This is a genomic window from Enterobacter sp. MGH85, from assembly GCF_001037655.1.
In the GTDB taxonomy this organism is placed as follows: Bacteria; Pseudomonadota; Gammaproteobacteria; order Enterobacterales; family Enterobacteriaceae; genus Enterobacter; species Enterobacter intestinihominis.
The window spans coordinates 2,213,220-2,229,059 of sequence record NZ_KQ089925.1 but is presented as its reverse complement, the minus strand read 5'-3'; the positions used below and the strand labels follow the sequence as shown (position 1 = coordinate 2,229,059).

12 protein-coding genes and 1 pseudogene are annotated in these 15,840 nt (G+C 54.7%); 9 read left to right on the top strand and 4 right to left on the bottom strand.

Annotation, left to right across the window (positions count from 1 at the left end):
* The first annotated feature begins 3 nt into the window (after nucleotides 1-3).
* On the top strand, nucleotides 4-1,542 hold the full coding sequence (gene ppx, locus SK51_RS10535) for an exopolyphosphatase (protein ID WP_003860570.1): 1,539 nt from the start codon (nucleotides 4-6) through the stop codon (nucleotides 1,540-1,542).
* Here the strand turns inward: ppx and SK51_RS10530 are convergent.
* Entirely contained in the window at nucleotides 1,490-3,787 is a 2,298-nt protein-coding gene (locus SK51_RS10530) for an EAL domain-containing protein (protein ID WP_023306688.1), read from the bottom strand. The two genes, ppx and SK51_RS10530, sit on opposite strands and share 53 nt — an antisense overlap.
* A gap of 368 nt (nucleotides 3,788-4,155) precedes the next feature.
* Between SK51_RS10530 and SK51_RS10525 the strand changes: the two genes are divergently transcribed.
* From SK51_RS10525 to SK51_RS10515, 3 genes and pseudogenes are all read left to right on the top strand, one after another.
* Complete coding sequence (locus tag SK51_RS10525) at nucleotides 4,156-4,326, top strand: YfgG family protein (RefSeq protein ID WP_017383512.1); 171 nt, start codon at nucleotides 4,156-4,158, stop codon at nucleotides 4,324-4,326.
* 156 nt (nucleotides 4,327-4,482) lie between these two features.
* Nucleotides 4,483-4,950, top strand: coding sequence for a DUF6130 family protein (locus tag SK51_RS10520; RefSeq protein ID WP_023306689.1), 468 nt, complete (start codon nucleotides 4,483-4,485; stop codon nucleotides 4,948-4,950).
* A 10-nt stretch (nucleotides 4,951-4,960) separates the two neighbouring features.
* Nucleotides 4,961-5,705, top strand: a pseudogene (locus tag SK51_RS10515) (alpha/beta fold hydrolase).
* 130 nt (nucleotides 5,706-5,835) lie between these two features.
* Here SK51_RS10515 and SK51_RS10510 read toward each other — a convergent pair.
* A complete protein-coding gene (locus tag SK51_RS10510) occupies nucleotides 5,836-6,672 on the bottom strand; it encodes a MipA/OmpV family protein (protein ID WP_023306692.1) in 837 nt (278 codons plus the stop codon).
* A 205-nt stretch (nucleotides 6,673-6,877) separates the two neighbouring features.
* Between SK51_RS10510 and SK51_RS10505 the strand changes: the two genes are divergently transcribed.
* The 3 genes from SK51_RS10505 to SK51_RS10495 all read left to right on the top strand — a co-directional run bounded on the left by SK51_RS10505 (nucleotide 6,878) and on the right by SK51_RS10495 (nucleotide 9,590).
* Nucleotides 6,878-7,555, top strand: a complete 678-nt coding sequence (locus SK51_RS10505; protein WP_023306693.1) for a response regulator — start codon at nucleotides 6,878-6,880, stop codon at nucleotides 7,553-7,555.
* Complete coding sequence (locus SK51_RS10500; RefSeq protein WP_023306694.1) at nucleotides 7,555-8,943, top strand: sensor histidine kinase; 1,389 nt, start codon at nucleotides 7,555-7,557, stop codon at nucleotides 8,941-8,943. Before SK51_RS10505 ends, SK51_RS10500 begins: the two co-directional genes overlap by 1 nt.
* Nucleotides 8,944-9,110: 167 nt before the next feature.
* Entirely contained in the window at nucleotides 9,111-9,590 is a 480-nt protein-coding gene (locus tag SK51_RS10495) for an efflux pump transcriptional repressor OqxR (RefSeq protein WP_003860591.1), read from the top strand.
* A 66-nt stretch (nucleotides 9,591-9,656) separates the two neighbouring features.
* Here the strand turns inward: SK51_RS10495 and oqxB are convergent, their stop codons facing one another.
* Nucleotides 9,657-12,809, bottom strand: coding sequence for a multidrug efflux RND transporter permease subunit OqxB (oqxB, locus tag SK51_RS10490; protein WP_023300700.1), 3,153 nt, complete (start codon nucleotides 12,807-12,809; stop codon nucleotides 9,657-9,659).
* Between the two features lie 23 nt (nucleotides 12,810-12,832).
* Nucleotides 12,833-14,008 carry a multidrug efflux RND transporter periplasmic adaptor subunit OqxA gene (locus SK51_RS10485; RefSeq protein WP_022648992.1) on the bottom strand — a complete coding sequence of 392 codons (1,176 nt, stop codon included), beginning with the start codon at nucleotides 14,006-14,008 and terminating at the stop codon, nucleotides 12,833-12,835.
* A 334-nt stretch (nucleotides 14,009-14,342) separates the two neighbouring features.
* Between SK51_RS10485 and SK51_RS10480 the strand changes: the two genes are divergently transcribed.
* Together SK51_RS10480 and SK51_RS24140 are read left to right on the top strand one after the other, a co-directional pair.
* A complete protein-coding gene (locus tag SK51_RS10480; RefSeq protein WP_006811509.1) occupies nucleotides 14,343-14,696 on the top strand; it encodes a helix-turn-helix domain-containing protein in 354 nt (117 codons plus the stop codon).
* 461 nt (nucleotides 14,697-15,157) lie between these two features.
* Nucleotides 15,158-15,673 (top strand): DUF2778 domain-containing protein, encoded by a 516-nt coding sequence (locus tag SK51_RS24140; RefSeq protein WP_023300701.1) that lies wholly within the window; start codon nucleotides 15,158-15,160, stop codon nucleotides 15,671-15,673.
* Nucleotides 15,674-15,840: the final 167 nt, after the last annotated feature.

The window sequence follows — 15,840 nt, the reverse complement described above, 5'->3', positions numbered from 1 at the left end:
CCTATGCCAATAAACGATAATACCCCACGCCCGCAGGAGTTCGCTGCGGTCGATCTTGGCTCAAACAGTTTCCATATGGTCATCGCCCGCGAGGTGGATGGCGCGATGCAGATCATCGGTCGTCTGAAGCAGCGCGTGCATCTGGCCGATGGGCTCGACGCGCGTAACATGCTGAGCGAAGAGGCAATGGAGCGCGGGCTTAACTGCCTGTCGCTGTTCGCAGAACGTCTGCAAGGCTTTTCGCCGTCCAGCGTCTGCATCGTCGGGACGCATACGCTACGCCAGGCGCTGAACGCGCCGGAATTTCTTAAGCGCGCGGAAAAGGTTATCCCCTACCCGATTGAGATCATCTCCGGTAACGAAGAAGCGCGCCTGATTTTTATGGGCGTGGAGCATACGCAGCCGGAAAAAGGCCGCAAGCTGGTGATTGATATCGGCGGAGGCTCAACCGAACTGGTGATTGGCGAAGATTTCGAGCCGCGTCTGGTTGAAAGCCGCCGTATGGGCTGCGTCAGCTTCGCGCAAATGTATTTTCCGGGCGGCGTCATCACCCGCGAAAACTTCCAGCGCGCGCGCATGGCCGCCGTGCAAAAACTGGAAAATCTGGCCTGGCAGTATCGTATTCAGGGCTGGAACGTGGCGCTGGGCGCATCGGGGTCGATTAAAGCGGCCCATGAAGTGCTGCTGGCGATGGGTGAAAAGGACGGGTTTATTACGCCTGAGCGCCTGGTGAAACTCACCGAAGAGGTGCTTAAGCACAAGAGCTTCGACGCCCTGAGTCTGCCGGGCTTGTCCGACGAGCGTAAAGCGGTGTTCGTACCGGGGCTGGCGATCCTCTGCGGCGTGTTTGACGCGCTGGCGATCAAAGAGCTGCGCCTCTCTGACGGCGCCCTGCGCGAAGGTGTGCTGTATGAGATGGAAGGCCGTTTCCGTCATCAGGATATTCGCAGCCGCACCGCGCAGAGCCTTGCCAACCAGTACAACATCGACCGCGAACAGGCGAAACGGGTGCTGGAAACCACGGTTCAGATGTACGAGCAGTGGGAGGAGCAGAATCCAAAGCTGGCGCATCCGCAGCTGGCCGCGCTGTTAAAATGGGCCGCGATGCTGCATGAGGTGGGGCTGAACATTAACCACAGCGGAATGCATCGCCATTCAGCCTATATTCTGCAAAATAGCGATCTGCCTGGCTTCAACCAGGAGCAGCAAACCATGATGGCGACGCTGGTGCGCTATCACCGCAAAGCCATCAAGCTCGACGATCTGCCGCGCTTTACGCTATTTAAGAAAAAGCAGTTCCTGCCACTCATTCAGCTTCTGCGCCTGGGCGTGCTGCTCAATAATCAGCGACAGGCGACCACCACGCCGCCGACACTGAAGCTTAAAACGGATGACTATCACTGGACGCTGAGCTTCCCGCACGACTGGTTTAGCCAGAACGCGCTGGTGCTGCTGGATCTGGAAAAAGAGCAGCAGTACTGGGAAGCGGTCACCGGCTGGCTGTTGAAGATTGAAGAAGAGAGTTCTGAGGCGGCAGCGTAACGGCTAAGGCGCTCTCCTGAGAAGGCTGTGTTTCGAGCAACGTATCAAGCTCAACTGGCAATCCAATTAAGTAGCCCTGCACATAATCGATACCTAGCGCGTGCACCGCGCTACGTATCTCTTCTGTTTCCACACATTCTGCCACCACCAGCATTTTCTTCATCCGGGCCAGATGGCAAATGGATGCCACGATCTGGTAATCCAGGCTGTTGCTGACAATATTGCGAATAAAGCCGCCGTCGATTTTGAGAATGTCGGCGTCCACGCTTTTTAACCGCGCATAGCTGGCGTAGCCGGTGCCAAAATCATCAATGGCGATCCGTATTCCCATTTTTTGCAATTGCCTGAGGGTGGATGCCGCCAGATCCGCATGACCAAAGGCGCTACTTTCGGTCACTTCAAAGATCAGCTGCCATGCTTCAACGGCATATCTGGCTAACAGGCGGCTCACTTCAAGCGGGAACTGCGCCCGGTAGACGGTAGAAGGTGCGAGGTTGATGGCAAAGCGCTGGCCCGGCAAACGCTGGCGGTGCTGTGCCAGGAAACTCAACGTACGCTCCAGTACCCATAAATCGACACGCGACGATAAACCAAACTCCTGTGCTATGGGCAGGAACTGCTCGGGAAAGATCAGCGCCCCGTTATCATCACGCATTCGCAGCAGCACTTCGTGGTAATGATCGCCGCGCAGGCCGCGAACGGGCTGAACTAACAGGCTAAAAGCGTTCTGCTCCAGCGCTGTCTGCAAACGGCTCATCATCGCCACCTTATCTTTCAGGCTACGCTGCAAGTGAACAGCCCCGCGCTGCTGAAGATTTTCCGGGTGATTCGTTGAGAGGGAGAGGTCAGCCACGATGCCCAGTTCCCCCAGCACCAGATAGAGGTGATTGACGGGTGAGCGTACATAGCAGTAGCTCACGCCAACCTGAGGCTGCACCGGCATACCATCCCAGATAAAAACAAACTGCTTAATATGCTCGTCCAGCGTCTCAATACGCTGTTGATGCGACTCCGCCTCCAGTCGCACCGCCATGTCATATCCGGTGAGGTGATAGACTTGCTCTTTTGGCTGAAGGGTGCCATTTATCCATTGCGCCAGCTGCTGCTTATACTGGATCCGTAGCAGTACGCCGTAATTACGCCCCAGCACTTCCAGCTCGGGCACGCGCAGTAAACAGAGCGCCGACCAGGGGTTACTGGCCAGCTCTCGCGACAGCGCCCGCAGGTTGGGCATATGCACCACCGGATCGAGAAAAGCCTGACTGCGGGAGCGAATATTGATGGTCCGCTGACGTGTCGCCAGCATCGACATATACGTCACAACGAAGGAAAAGACCAGATAGCTGGATGAGCTGATCGCCAGCTGAATGCCATAACCCTCCTGCACCGGAATGTAGTGATAAAAAAAGTGAATCGACACCAGCAGGACCGGCGTCCAGATGATTGACATTAGCTTGTAGCCAAAGCGCATCGCCCCCCAGAGCATCACGGGCATCAGCAGTGACAAAGTGTAGTTGGTGCTGAAAATGGAACTGTTTTCATTCATGGGCAGCAGCAGCATAGCCAGCAACCCACCCAGAGCTAAAAACCACACCACAAACTCAACGGCCGTCACCTTTTTGTCTATTTGCGTGCGGAGCTGGGACATCAGTCCCTTGATATAGCGCGGATGACGTGTCAGGCGGATCAGCAGGTAGCTTAGCGGCACACCCGTCAGCCCGCTCACCAGCAGCCCCTGATAGTTAATAAGGGTCCGAATATTGAGGGGATTCAATCCTGCAAGGCTCTGGCGGCTCTCATAGACCCCGAGATAAACCGCAAACTGAAATAGCACCAGAAAAAGCGTTGCCGGGCAAAACACCTGCCAGAAGATACGTTGCCCCATCAGGCGTATGTCACCGTAAGCGGTCATATTGCGTCGGGGCGCAAACACGCGGTAACCGCCCCAGCTGAGCACCAGGGGGACGATAAAATGCAGAATGCCGGTCACGGTTTCAAACAGCCCAACGGACGGGTAATAACGTAAAAACAGCGACACCACCACTCCGGGAAGGGCTTCCAGGCCAAAGAACAACATCAGCGTCAGCAGAAAGGAGAGTGGGAGATAATAGAGCGCAACGATACCGTCGCCCAGCTGCGTTAAGGTATTAGCCACACTAAGCACCGGGAGTAACACGACGGGTAATATAAGAGGAAGTGCCCACCAGCGGTCTTTATTTTGCTTCAGGATGTGGTGAATATTCATAGATGCTCGTTTACAACCCTTGCGCTCCAGAGGGTAAATGAAGACAGGCATCCAACCTGACGTACACGATGCCCGGAAAATTCCTGGCAAGCACAGTGGAGGTGGGATTTTAAATATCAACGACGAGATGCCGTTGACCTAAATCAAATTAATTTATCTGAATAAACATTTCTTACGTTTTATTTGAATATTTTTCCTGTAATTATCAATGCGATAAATAAAAGCGTTGTTTTTAATAACATAAATTAATGTAAGCATTGACGGTATTTTACATTTCGCTGAATTGACCCCGACTTGCGGCTGTGCCTTAATAGCCGTATCGCCCAAAAGGGTATACTCAGGAAAAGAAAGTGAGTCAGGCTACGCGTATGCGAAAACGACATCGATTTAACACCCGGATGACCCGCATCATACTGCTCATCAGTTTCCTGTTTTTCTTTGGCCGCTTTGTTTATTCCTCCATTGGCGCCTGGTATCACCATCAGGACAAAATTCAGTCACAGCAATCAGGTCTTGTAGTGGATTCGCCCGAGCGCTAAAGCATGTTCGCTCCAGGCAGACAAACTGTATCGCACTGTATCCCGAGCGCTACGCTGACAAACCGGTACAAAACGCCCGCAAAAGCAAACATCCCCGATACATAAAAATGGTCTTCTGTGTCCCTCGCCATAATAAACTGATGAGGAGAGACACCGATGATTCGTCGATATTTCCTGCTTCCTGTATTTGCGCTGACGTCCTTTGCTGGCGCACTGGCCGCACCGTTGGATGGCCTGAGCGCCGGTGATGTTAATGGCCCGGCCGCCGTAGCGCCGCAGGAAAAACCCCAGCCGCCAGCAAAACTGATCGTCGACCCACCGCTGGCGGGACCGCTGAGTAAAGGTGCGGTCTTTATTCAGTACCGCGTCGAAAACCTGCGCATTGAACCTGTATTTGGACCCGACGCGCTGAAAGTCACTCCGCGTATCGGCCATATTCACGTAGTGGTGGATGACGCGCCCTGGCACTGGGCTGAAACCAGCGGCGAGCCGGTGATCCTGGTCGGGCTGCCCGCCGGGAAACACAAGGTAACCATCATCGTTGCCGACCCGACGCATAAGCCCATCGACCATAAAACCGTTGAATTCACCGTACCGCCCCACGCGGCGGTTCATCACTTTTAAGGAGCCTGTTATGAAAGCATTGTCTGTATTAACAGCGGCGCTGCTGGCGGTTTCCACCAGCGCGCTGGCAGAGACGAAAGCCAGCGTGGTGCTGGTGCACGGGGCGTTTGCCGACGGGAGCAGCTGGAATAAGGTGATCACCCGGCTGCAAAAACACCATACCGAGGTCATTGCGGTACAACTTCCGCTCACGTCTCTGAAAGATGATGTCGCCGCCACGCAGCGGCTATTGCCCGGGCTCATGGGGATGTGGTGCTGGTCGGTCACTCCTGGGGCGGGACGGTAATCAGCGAGGCGGGAAACAATGCCCGCTGAAGTCACTGGTTTACGTTGCCGCTTTTGCGCCGGATTCCGGCCAGTCGACGGCAGAACTGGCAAATAGCTTCCCTGATCCGCCAGGGAGCGCCAGCCTCGCTAAAACGGCAGAGGGGTATTTATATCTGCCGACAAAAGCGGTCAGCGAGAATTTTGCCCCTGACGTGAAGGACGTTGAGCGCAGCGTGATTGCCGCGACGCTGAGCCCCATTAAGGCCAATGCGTTTGGGGAGAAAGTCGCGCATGCCGCCTGGCATGACAAACCGAGCTGGTATGTGGTCAGCAAACATGACCGGATGATCAATCCTGAGCTTGAGCGCGCAATGGCGAAGAAAATCAACGCCAACACCACGGAGGTTGCGGCAAGCCATGTATCGATGGTCAGCCAGCCGGACGTTGTTACCCGTACGATTGAACAGGCGTTATCGGGTCAACAGTGATAAAAAAAGCCCGCATGATGAACGGTCCGACTTCGGGCCACGCCATCCTACGGGCTTTATGTACTTCCGGCTCCTGTAACGGGGTTATGTGCGGTTTTGTCACAAACGCGCCTTCGCCCTCACTGAACCATCAGAAGCTATACGTCACCTTCAAACTTCCCACAGGAGACGTTTTTCGCTGAACAATGGGGCTATCGCCCGCCTCTCCCGTCAGCTGCGTAACGCCAGCTGCGGTAAGCAGGCTCCAGCGGGAGGTGAGCTTATGGGTCCAGTCCAGGTTCAGCGAATAGGCGTATATGCCCGATCCGGCATCATGTCGGGCAAATCCCGATGCGGCCGACTGGGCGGCGCTGACCCCGTAGTACGTTTGCATGTACTTGCTGGATCCCCAGCTGCCGGTCAGCGCCAGCGTCACCGAGTTTTCAGGAGAGGTGTAGAGCGGGCTGGCAATGCCAAAGTGCACAGCCTCACCGTTGTCTCTTTCCGAAACCGGGACCTCAGCCTGCAGCTGCACGTTAAGCCAGTCAGTTATCCTGTACCCCAGCCCCGGCACAACGACGACCGAGCCTTTGATGTCACCCATCCCCCGCAGGTAGTCGCTGCCGGAGGCGATTGAATCGCTGCTTACGTCGCGATCCTTACGTCCTGCGCGATAGCTCAGCGCAGCGCTGTAATCCAGGTTGCCAACGCGGTTGCCGTAGCCGAGCCCGCGGGTGGTACTGATAAAGAACCCATTTGCCATCGCGTAATCAACCACCTGAGCCGCAGTAACGCGGCTCTTATCCGAACCGGAATAGCGTGGCGCAACATCCACGCCGCCCCCCAGGGTTAACACGTTGCCCTGGCGCTGCCCGGCCGCCAGCGCCGGGGTAGCCAGTAACGCCAGGACGGCCCCCGACAGGATGCTTTTCACGCTGCGACCGATGAGTGAACGGGGGAACCTGTGACGCAGTTTGCAGTTTCTCATTAAAGAAGCCCTTTTGGATTCAGATGGTTACGATTCAGGCGGTGTTAAACGCCAGCGCGCTCATTCTGAATACCCTCCCTAAGGTTCTTATGAGCCGAAAATGAAGAAACGCTGAAGCACGTGCTGGTTCTGTAAAGCTGAATGATTTCCTGATACCGTTTTTTTCTTAAGCTGTTCTTCATCCACTGCTGATACCGTTACCTTTGTGAAAATTCTACTAATTGAAGACGACCTGGATCTCGGCAATGGCGTACGTATCGCCCTTGCAGATCAAGGATTTGATGTCATATGGGTACGCCGGAAAGAGGATGCGCTGCTTCAGCTTGAGCTCTGCGTGCCGGAACTTATTCTGCTCGACCTGGGGCTGCCCGATGGCGATGGCATGAGCCTGATGACGCGTCTGCGTCAGCAGCTCCGGGGGATCCCCGTCATTATCCTGACGGCGCGAGGCACGCTGCAGGACCGCCTGTGCGGGCTGGACGCGGGCGCGGACGACTATCTGGTCAAACCTTTTGTTCTCGCCGAGCTGCTGGCACGCGTGAGAGCCCTTGCGCGACGCAGTTACGGTTTTGAAAATGAGGCAATAGAAATTCGCGGTTTGTCGCTTCATATTCCGACGCGTCGCGTAACGGTGAGCGCACGCCACGTTGAGCTGACGGCAAGCGAATATGCGCTGCTTGAAACGTTAATGCTGCGCGCCGATCGCGTGCTTACGCGGCGGTATCTGGAAGAGAGGATATTCGGCACGAAAGAAAATCTCAGCAACGCGCTCGACGTGCATATGGGTAACCTGCGGCGAAAAATTGGCGATGGCTTTGTGCGAACGGTGCGGGGCGTAGGGTACGTCATTGATACCGTACCGGTTCAGAAGGCGGCAGGTTGATGCGTAATTTTTGGTACCGCCTCAGGCTCCCTACGCTGGTCAGGCGAATGCTGGTCGCCCAGATGCTGCTGCTTACGTTGCTCTGGTGTTTCTTTTTAACCTTCATTTTGCTGGAGGACCTGCGCAGCCCTCCAATACTCACGGGCAGTGAGACTTACGAAACCCTCTTTTCCCTTGTTGAGAGCATGGAGGATAGGCCGCAGGCGCGTAATGAGGTGCTGGCCGCGTTCAGCAAGGCGCTGCGGGAGGGTTATGGCGGCGGTGAAGATCCGGAGCTCGCTATCAACCTGATCGTTCGCAAGCATAATGAGATTATTTTTTCTTCGCGTGGCGCGCCAACGGAGGTGAAAAATAGCCTCCTGGGGGAAATGCAGCGCGTCCGGACCGGAGACCACACCTGGACGAGCCGCACGCTCAAATCCGCGCGCTCCGACGTTGAAGTCACCCTTTTCACCCCGGCTGGCAGCTGGAATTTCTTTATCTACCTGAACTCGCGCGGCTATTACGTCATGCCGCTGCTGGTATGCATCCCTTTTCTTCTGTTTCCCGCATGGCTGTCAATCCGCATCGCGATGCGCCCCTGGAACAGGGTAGTGAATGAAATTTCATTGCGCACGCCAGACGATCTCTCTCCCTTAAAAGCCGTTCCCAGGCACAGGGAGCTGCGCCAGACGGTGGACGCGATTAATGACTTTCTCGCCAGGGTGCGGGAAAGCGCCGAAAGGGAAAGGGTGTTTATTGCCGATGCCGCGCACGAGCTGCGTACGCCGCTGGCCGCGATGCGAATCAACGTCGAGGCGCTGCAGTCCTGGGTCATCAGCGAAAGCCAGCAGGAGCTGCTTGCAGGCATTGTTCGCAGCAATAGCCGTGCTGCTCGTCTCGTCAATCAGCTTCTGCTGATGAAGCACAGCGAAGCGCACATCGACACGTTAATGGAGCCTGTGCCGCTGACAACGCTTATTCAGGAGCGAATGGCCGCACTGGAGCCGCTGGCATCGGCACGCGGGATTGAGTTTGAATTCTTCGGTGACGATGAAATCCATGTCGCAGGCATTCGGGAACGTCTGGTGTCGCTGATCGACAATTTAATTGAGAATGCCGTGAAGTACAGCCCTGAGGGTGGACGCATTGAGGTACAACTGCAATCGCGTGATAAGTCCGCTCAGCTGCGCGTCTCAGACGCCGGCCCCGGTATCCCGGTTGAACTGCGGGAGCGCGTGTTCGACAGATTTTTCCGCGATCCTAATCAGACCCAAAGCGGGAGTGGACTGGGGCTTGCCATCGTCAAAGCCGTTACGCAGCAACACAACGGCAGGGTCAATCTGAGTACGTCAGCCGAAGGTGGTCTTATGGTGACCGTTGATTTCCCGAATCCGTCGTTCGCATGAACGTAAACCCGGCGCTACACGTCCTGACATGTGTCAGCGCAGCGTTACTTCACGTATGCCGCAGATTGCTTCAATAAAATTACCGTATTTGTTATATTGTTACTCACTGATTATTCACCTCTGCGGTGCCAAAAAGAACAAGATTCACCGCAACCCAGGACAGAAAAATGTTAGATTACCGCTTCCCGACAGCTTTGCAGATGGTTCTCAGCGTAGCGATGGCGGAGCAATCGGGTGAACGTTCGACGAGTGCAATCCTGGCTTACGGCCTGGAAGCGAATCCGAGCTTTATCCGCAAATTAATGGTTCCTCTCGCCCGCGACGGCATTATCGTCTCCACGCTTGGCCGCAACGGCTCTATTCACCTTGGCCGCCCGGCTGAAGAGATCACCCTGCGTGATATCTACCTTTCTGTCACTGAAGATAAAAAGCTGTGGGCGTCCCGTCCTGACGTCCCGGCCCGCTGTGTGGTCAGCGCCAACGCCTGCTGGTACTTCAAATCAATCGCTGATGAAGCGGAGCAGGCTTCGTTAGCGGTTTTAGCGCGCCATACCGTCGCCAGCGCGCTGGAAGAGGTGAAAAAAGCCGATACCAGCGGGTGCGATCCGGTGCCGGAACTCTGTACACAGCATAAAAAAGCGCCTTAATCCTGACGGATTGCGAAAAAAAAGCCGCCTTTACAGTGAAGGCGGCTTTTTGTTATCTGCTACGTCCTACGCAGGCAACACCTCTCTTTCCGCTTTGCCGCGCGTCACGAACTTACGCAGCGTCACGTAAAAGACCGGCGTCAGGAACAGACCAAACAGCGTTACGCCCAGCATCCCGGAGAAGACGGTGATCCCGGTGACGCCGCGGACTTCTGCCCCTGCCCCGTGACCAAGGATCAGTGGAATGGTCCCGGCAATAAAGGCGATAGAGGTCATTACAATCGGGCGTAAACGCAGGCGGCACGCCTCCAGCGCAGCCTCCATGATGCCTTTGCCCTGAATTTCCAGCTCGCGGGCAAACTCCACGATAAGTATCGCGTTTTTACAGGCCAGCCCCATCAGCACGACCAGCCCCACCTGCACGAAGACGTTGTTATCGCCCCCGGTCAGCCAGACGCCGAACAGCGCGGAGAGCATCGTCATCGGCACGATAAGGATCACCGCCAGCGGCAGCGTCCAGCTTTCATACAGCGCCGCCAGCACCAGGAACGCCAGCAGCACCGCGACCGGGAAGACGATCAGCGCCGTATTGCCCTGGGTGGCCTGCTGGAAACTCAGGTCCGTCCATTCAATATTCATCCCGTTCGGCAGGATCTGCTTAGACATGGCGTCCAGCTGCGTCATCGCCTGCGCGGAAGAGAGCACGCGCGGGTCAGCATCACCAATAAGATCCGCCGCCGGGTAACCATTATAGCGGATCACCGGGTCCGGCCCGTAGGTGGTCGTGATTTTCACCATACTGCCAATCGGCACCATTTCGCCCTGGTCATTGCGTGTGCGTAAATTCGCGATATCTTCCACGCTGTCGCGGAACTGCCCGTCGGCCTGTGCCATTACGCGCCAGGTCCGTCCAAACTGGTTAAAGTCGTTTACATATGACGAGCCCAGATAGGTTTGCAGCGTGCCGAAAAGATCGGTAAGCGATACGCCCTGCGCTTTCGCTTTATCACGGTCAACCTGCACATCCAGCTGCGGAACGTTAGCCTGGTAGGTTGAGATGGGGAAATGCATACCCGGCGTCTGCATAATCGCCCCGGACATGGTGTTCACCGCGTTTTGCAGCGCGCCATAGCCCAGACCAGCACGATCCTGAATATACAGGGAATAACCGGACCCTTGACCCAGCCCTAAAATCGGCGGCGGCAGAATCGAGAAGCCAAAGCCCTGCTGGATTTGAGCGATTTTCGCATTGATCTCCGCGTTAATTTCCGCCGCAGTATGTTTACGCTGGTCGAACGGCTTCAGGCCAAAGAAGACCGTTCCGGTGTTCGGCGTATTGGTGAACTGGAGCGCGTTCAGGCCAGGAAACGCGACCGCATAATCCACGCCTTCGGTATTCATCCCGATTTCGCTCATTTTGCGGATCACCGCATCGGTACGCGCCAGCGACGAGCCTTCCGGCATTTTCACGCCGCCGATCAGGTACAGCTTATCCTGCGTCGGAATAAACCCGCCGGGTACGACTTTAAACATCACACCCGCGGCACAAAGCAGCAGCAAATAAACCGCAAACACTGCACCGCGTCGGCCAAGCGTTTTCCCTACCAGTCCCTGATAGCCGGTCGAGCTGCGATGGAAAAAGCGGTTAAACGGACGGAAAATCCAGCCGAACAGACGATCGATAAGCCGGGTCGGGAAATCTTTCGGGGCACCATGCGGCTTCAACAGCAGCGCGGCCAGCGCCGGAGAAAGCGTCAGCGAGTTGATCGCGGAGATCACCGTGGAAATGGCTATCGTTACCGCAAACTGTTTGTAGAACTGGCCGGTCACGCCAGAGAGGAACGCCATCGGCACAAACACTGCACACAGCACCAGCGCAATGGCGATAATCGGCCCGGACACTTCACGCATCGCCTGATGCGCCGCCGCAAGCGGGGCGAGCCCCTCTTCGATATTTCGCTCGACGTTCTCCACCACCACGATGGCATCATCCACCACGATACCGATGGCCAGCACCAGCCCGAACAGGCTCAGGGTATTCAGCGAGAAGCCCAGCAGGTAAAGAATGCTGAAGGTACCCACGACCGATACCGGCACCGCGATCAGCGGGATGATCGACGCGCGCCAGGTTTGCAGGAACAGGATCACCACCAGCACGACCAGCACCACCGCTTCCAGCAGCGTTTGTACAACCGCACGGATCGAGTCGCGCACAAATACCGTTGGGTCGTAAGGTGCCGCCCACTTCATATCGTCCGGGAAACGGGTGGACAGTTCGTCCATTTTGGCGCGCACCGCGTTAGACAGATCGATGGCGTTTGCCCCCGGCGACTGGAAGATACCAATCCCGACCGCGTCTTTATTGTTCAGCTGGGAGCGCAGCGCATAGCTGCCGGAACCCATCTCGATACGCGCCACGTCGCGCAGGCGGACGACCGTACCGTCCTGCGTTGTTTTCAGGACAATATTGCCAAACTCTTCTTCGGTATGCAGACGGCCCTGGGCGTTAATGGAGATCAGGAAATCGCTCTCTTTCGGCAGCGGCTCGGCGCCAAGCTGCCCGGCGGATACCTGTACGTTTTGCTCCTGCATCGCCGTCACCACGTCCGAGGCCGTCAGTCCGCGCGCCGCCACCTTGTTTGGATCCAGCCAGACGCGCATCGCGTATTCACCCGAGCCGAAAATCTGGATCTGACCCACGCCGGGCAGACGCGCCAGCTCGTCCTTCACCTTCAGCGTGGCGTAGTTACGCATATACAGTGAATCGTACTTACCGCCAGGCGAAAAGAGATGCACCACCAGCGTCAGCGTTGGCGACTGTTTCTGAGTCGTGATGCCCAGACGCCGAACGTCTTCCGGCAGACGCGCCTCGGCCTGTGCGACGCGGTTTTGCACCTGTACCTGCGCCTGATCCGGGTCGGTACCCGGACGGAAGGTGACGGTAGTCACCAGCACGCCATCGGAGCCCGCGACGGATTTCATGTACATCATGTTTTCAACGCCGTTGATCGCCTCTTCCAGCGGCGTCGCCACGGTTTCGGCAATCACTTTCGGGTTGGCGCCCGGGTACTCGGCGCGCACCTGCACGCTTGGCGGCACGACATCAGGATATTCGCTCACCGGCAGCAGCGGGATGGCGATTAATCCTGTGATAAAAATCAGAATCGACAGTACGGCGGCAAAAATCGGCCTGTCGATGAAAAAACGGGAAAAGTCCATGGATTGGATTCTCAGGTAAGGGATCAGTTGAGGGCGGCGCTGGCGGTCATGGCAACGGTTTTCGCGTTAACCGGCATACCCGGCATAAACACTTTTTGTAAACCATCGACGATGACTTTATCCCCGGGATTCAGCCCCTGCTGTACGATACGTAAACCGTCGGCCAGACGCCCCGGCGTAATATCGCGGCGCTGCGCTTTCCCGTCTTTATCAACGACATAAACATACTTACGATCCTGATCGGTCAGCACCGCCTTATCGTCAACAAGCGTGGCTTTAAATTCCGCACTGCCCGGCAGGCGCACGCGTGCGAAGAGTCCCGGCGTGAACTGACGCTGTGAGTTATCCAGCAGCGCGCGCATGCGGATTGTACCGGTACTCGGCGTGAGCTGGTTATCCAGGAAATCCACTTTGCCCTGATGGGGATAGCCCTCCTCACCCGTCAGACCAATCTCCACTGGCAGCGCCGTGTGGTGACTGGACGCCCCCTGCCCGCTGCGGGCCAGGTTCTGATAGTGAAGATAGGTGGACTCGTCCACGTCGAAGTAGACGTAAACCGTCTTCTGTGAGACCAGGGTGGTGAGCACGCTGGCGCTGTCACCCGCAGTCACCAGGTTACCGCTGGTGATCAGCGCCCGGCTGGCGCGACCGTCGATAGGCGCGGTCACTTTGGTGAAGTCGAGGTTGAGCTGCGCGGCATCAACCGCCGCCTGTGCCGCGCGAATATCGGCCTGCGCCTGGGTAGCGGCGGAACGGCGCTGCTCCCACTCTTCACGGGATACCACGTTGGTATTGACTAATTTATCGGTACGGTTAGCCTCGCTTCGCGCCAGGCTGGCCTGCGTTTTGGCTCTCGCCAGGTTCGCCTGCGCCTGTTCCAGCGCCGCGCGATAGGTTCGGTCATCAATCGTGAACAGCACCTCGCCCTTTTTCACCTCCTGACCGTCGGTGTAATTCACTTTATCAATGTAGCCGGAGACGCGTGGGCGCAGCTGAACGCTTTCCACCGCTTCAATGCGACCGTTAAAGCTGTCCCACTGGCTAATGGATTTCACCACCACGTCAGCTGCGCTGACGACGGGCGCTTGCGGTGCAGCATTTTGCGCGACACTGTCATCGCACCCGACGAGAAGCGCGGAGAGTAAAACCACCCCCGTCGCGCTCAGATGAAAGTAACCCCAGGTTTTTTGCAGGCTCATTATTTTTATTCCGGTTATTGTAGCCGCCGGGCAAGACGCAGCGGGAGGCGCCGCGCCACTTCCTTTGTCCGGTCTGGCTTAAGGCCATTTGTGTCGTTCATCGCCACAAAACTGTAACAGTTGCGAATACACTATCGCGGCGATTGTAGGAAGGCGCTTAATTAAGTGCAAGAATAATTGTTGCACTTTATGTGCTATTTGCCGCGAAGGTAAATCACGGGTTTTGAGAAGGGATTTAAATGTAACAATAAAACTTGCAATTAATATCAAAACGGGCCACCTTTAAGTGCAACAAACAAAGATGCTTTTAATGCGTGGCGTAGGGGGAAGCAAGATGAACACGGGTGCATTCATTCACGATTTGCTCGACTGGATCGACAACAACCTTGATAGCCGCCTGGACATTGAAACCGTCTCCAGGCGAGCCGGCTATTCGAAATGGCATCTCCAGCGGATCTTCAAAGAACATACCGGCTCCCCTCTCGCCGAATATATTCGCGCGCAAAAGCTGCAAAAATCGGTTGAGCGCTTAGCCCAAAGCGATGAACCGATTCTGAACGTGGCGATCGCGCTGGGCTTTGACTCTCAGCAGTCCTTCAACCGCAGCTTTAAGCGTCAGTATGGTCAGGCGCCAGGGGCATGGCGACGCAGTATCGGCTGCCGTGGATCCCGACAGATGAGCCAATAATTCACGTCCCGTTCGGATATCAGTTACAAAAGAAAAACCCTCTGTAAAAGGGGGGTTTATCAGTCTTAACTGCTTATGACGTGCAGAAAGGTTTACGGGCTTATTCCTACTCAATCATATCAGCTCAGTCCTTGCATTTTGGCTTTACGCTATTCTCGATAATCGGCTTTCTTATATATTGTCCTTAATCTCGTTACGTCGAGGTTCCGAGCACAACTGTAGGGATGATTTTTGTCGGGATTATCTGTGGAACTTCACTTTATATTTTTATGAACACATCCCTTAAAACGATCTACTATCGGGTGTAGCTGTAAAATTGATATAGATCTACTTTCCAAAGGCAAGCCAACCTTTTTTAGAGTAAAATAATTAAATGCGCACTTTATGTATATTTTATTTTAAAAATACACGCACTATATGCAGATAATTTTCATAAGCATCTATAAAGAAAAGAGAGATACATGACTTTGCATGGAAAGTTTATTATAAATGATGCTGATTACTCACCACTTGAATTTGATGGTGTTGGAGTCTTTATGGCTTTTTCTGGTAACGGTGCATACAGAAACAAAGGAGCATGTGGCATCATTCCTAACGTTGGACCGCTACCAAAAGGTAAATATTATATAGTAGACAGGCCTAAAGGAAGTATGGCTAACAGATTTAGAGCCTGGGGAGTCGATACATATAAAAGCACTTTTAGTTATCATGTTGATCATTCTGAATGGTTTGCTTTATTTCGCGACGATGGGAATATAGATGATTCTACATTTTACAAAAGCGTAGCCAGAGGTGGATTTAGGCTACATCCCGGTCAGGTATCAGAAGGGTGTATAACTTTACCAAGCCAATCAGATTACAATAGATTAAGAAACGCACTATTAAGAACAAAGACAGCAAAGGTTAAAGGTCTTGATTTAGAATCCTATGGAACAATTGAGGTCATTATTGGTGGTTATCAGAAAACTTGTCCTTAGTTCTGTTAGAATGGTTCTTTTCATCGGCATATTCGCTATTGTTTCATGGTTAGATGTTTGCTACTTAACTGAACATCCATTAATAAGTCACGAAACAGCTATTAGAATTTCCTATTTAATTAGCAACAACCCAACACCCGAAGATATCTATTATAGTTATGATTATG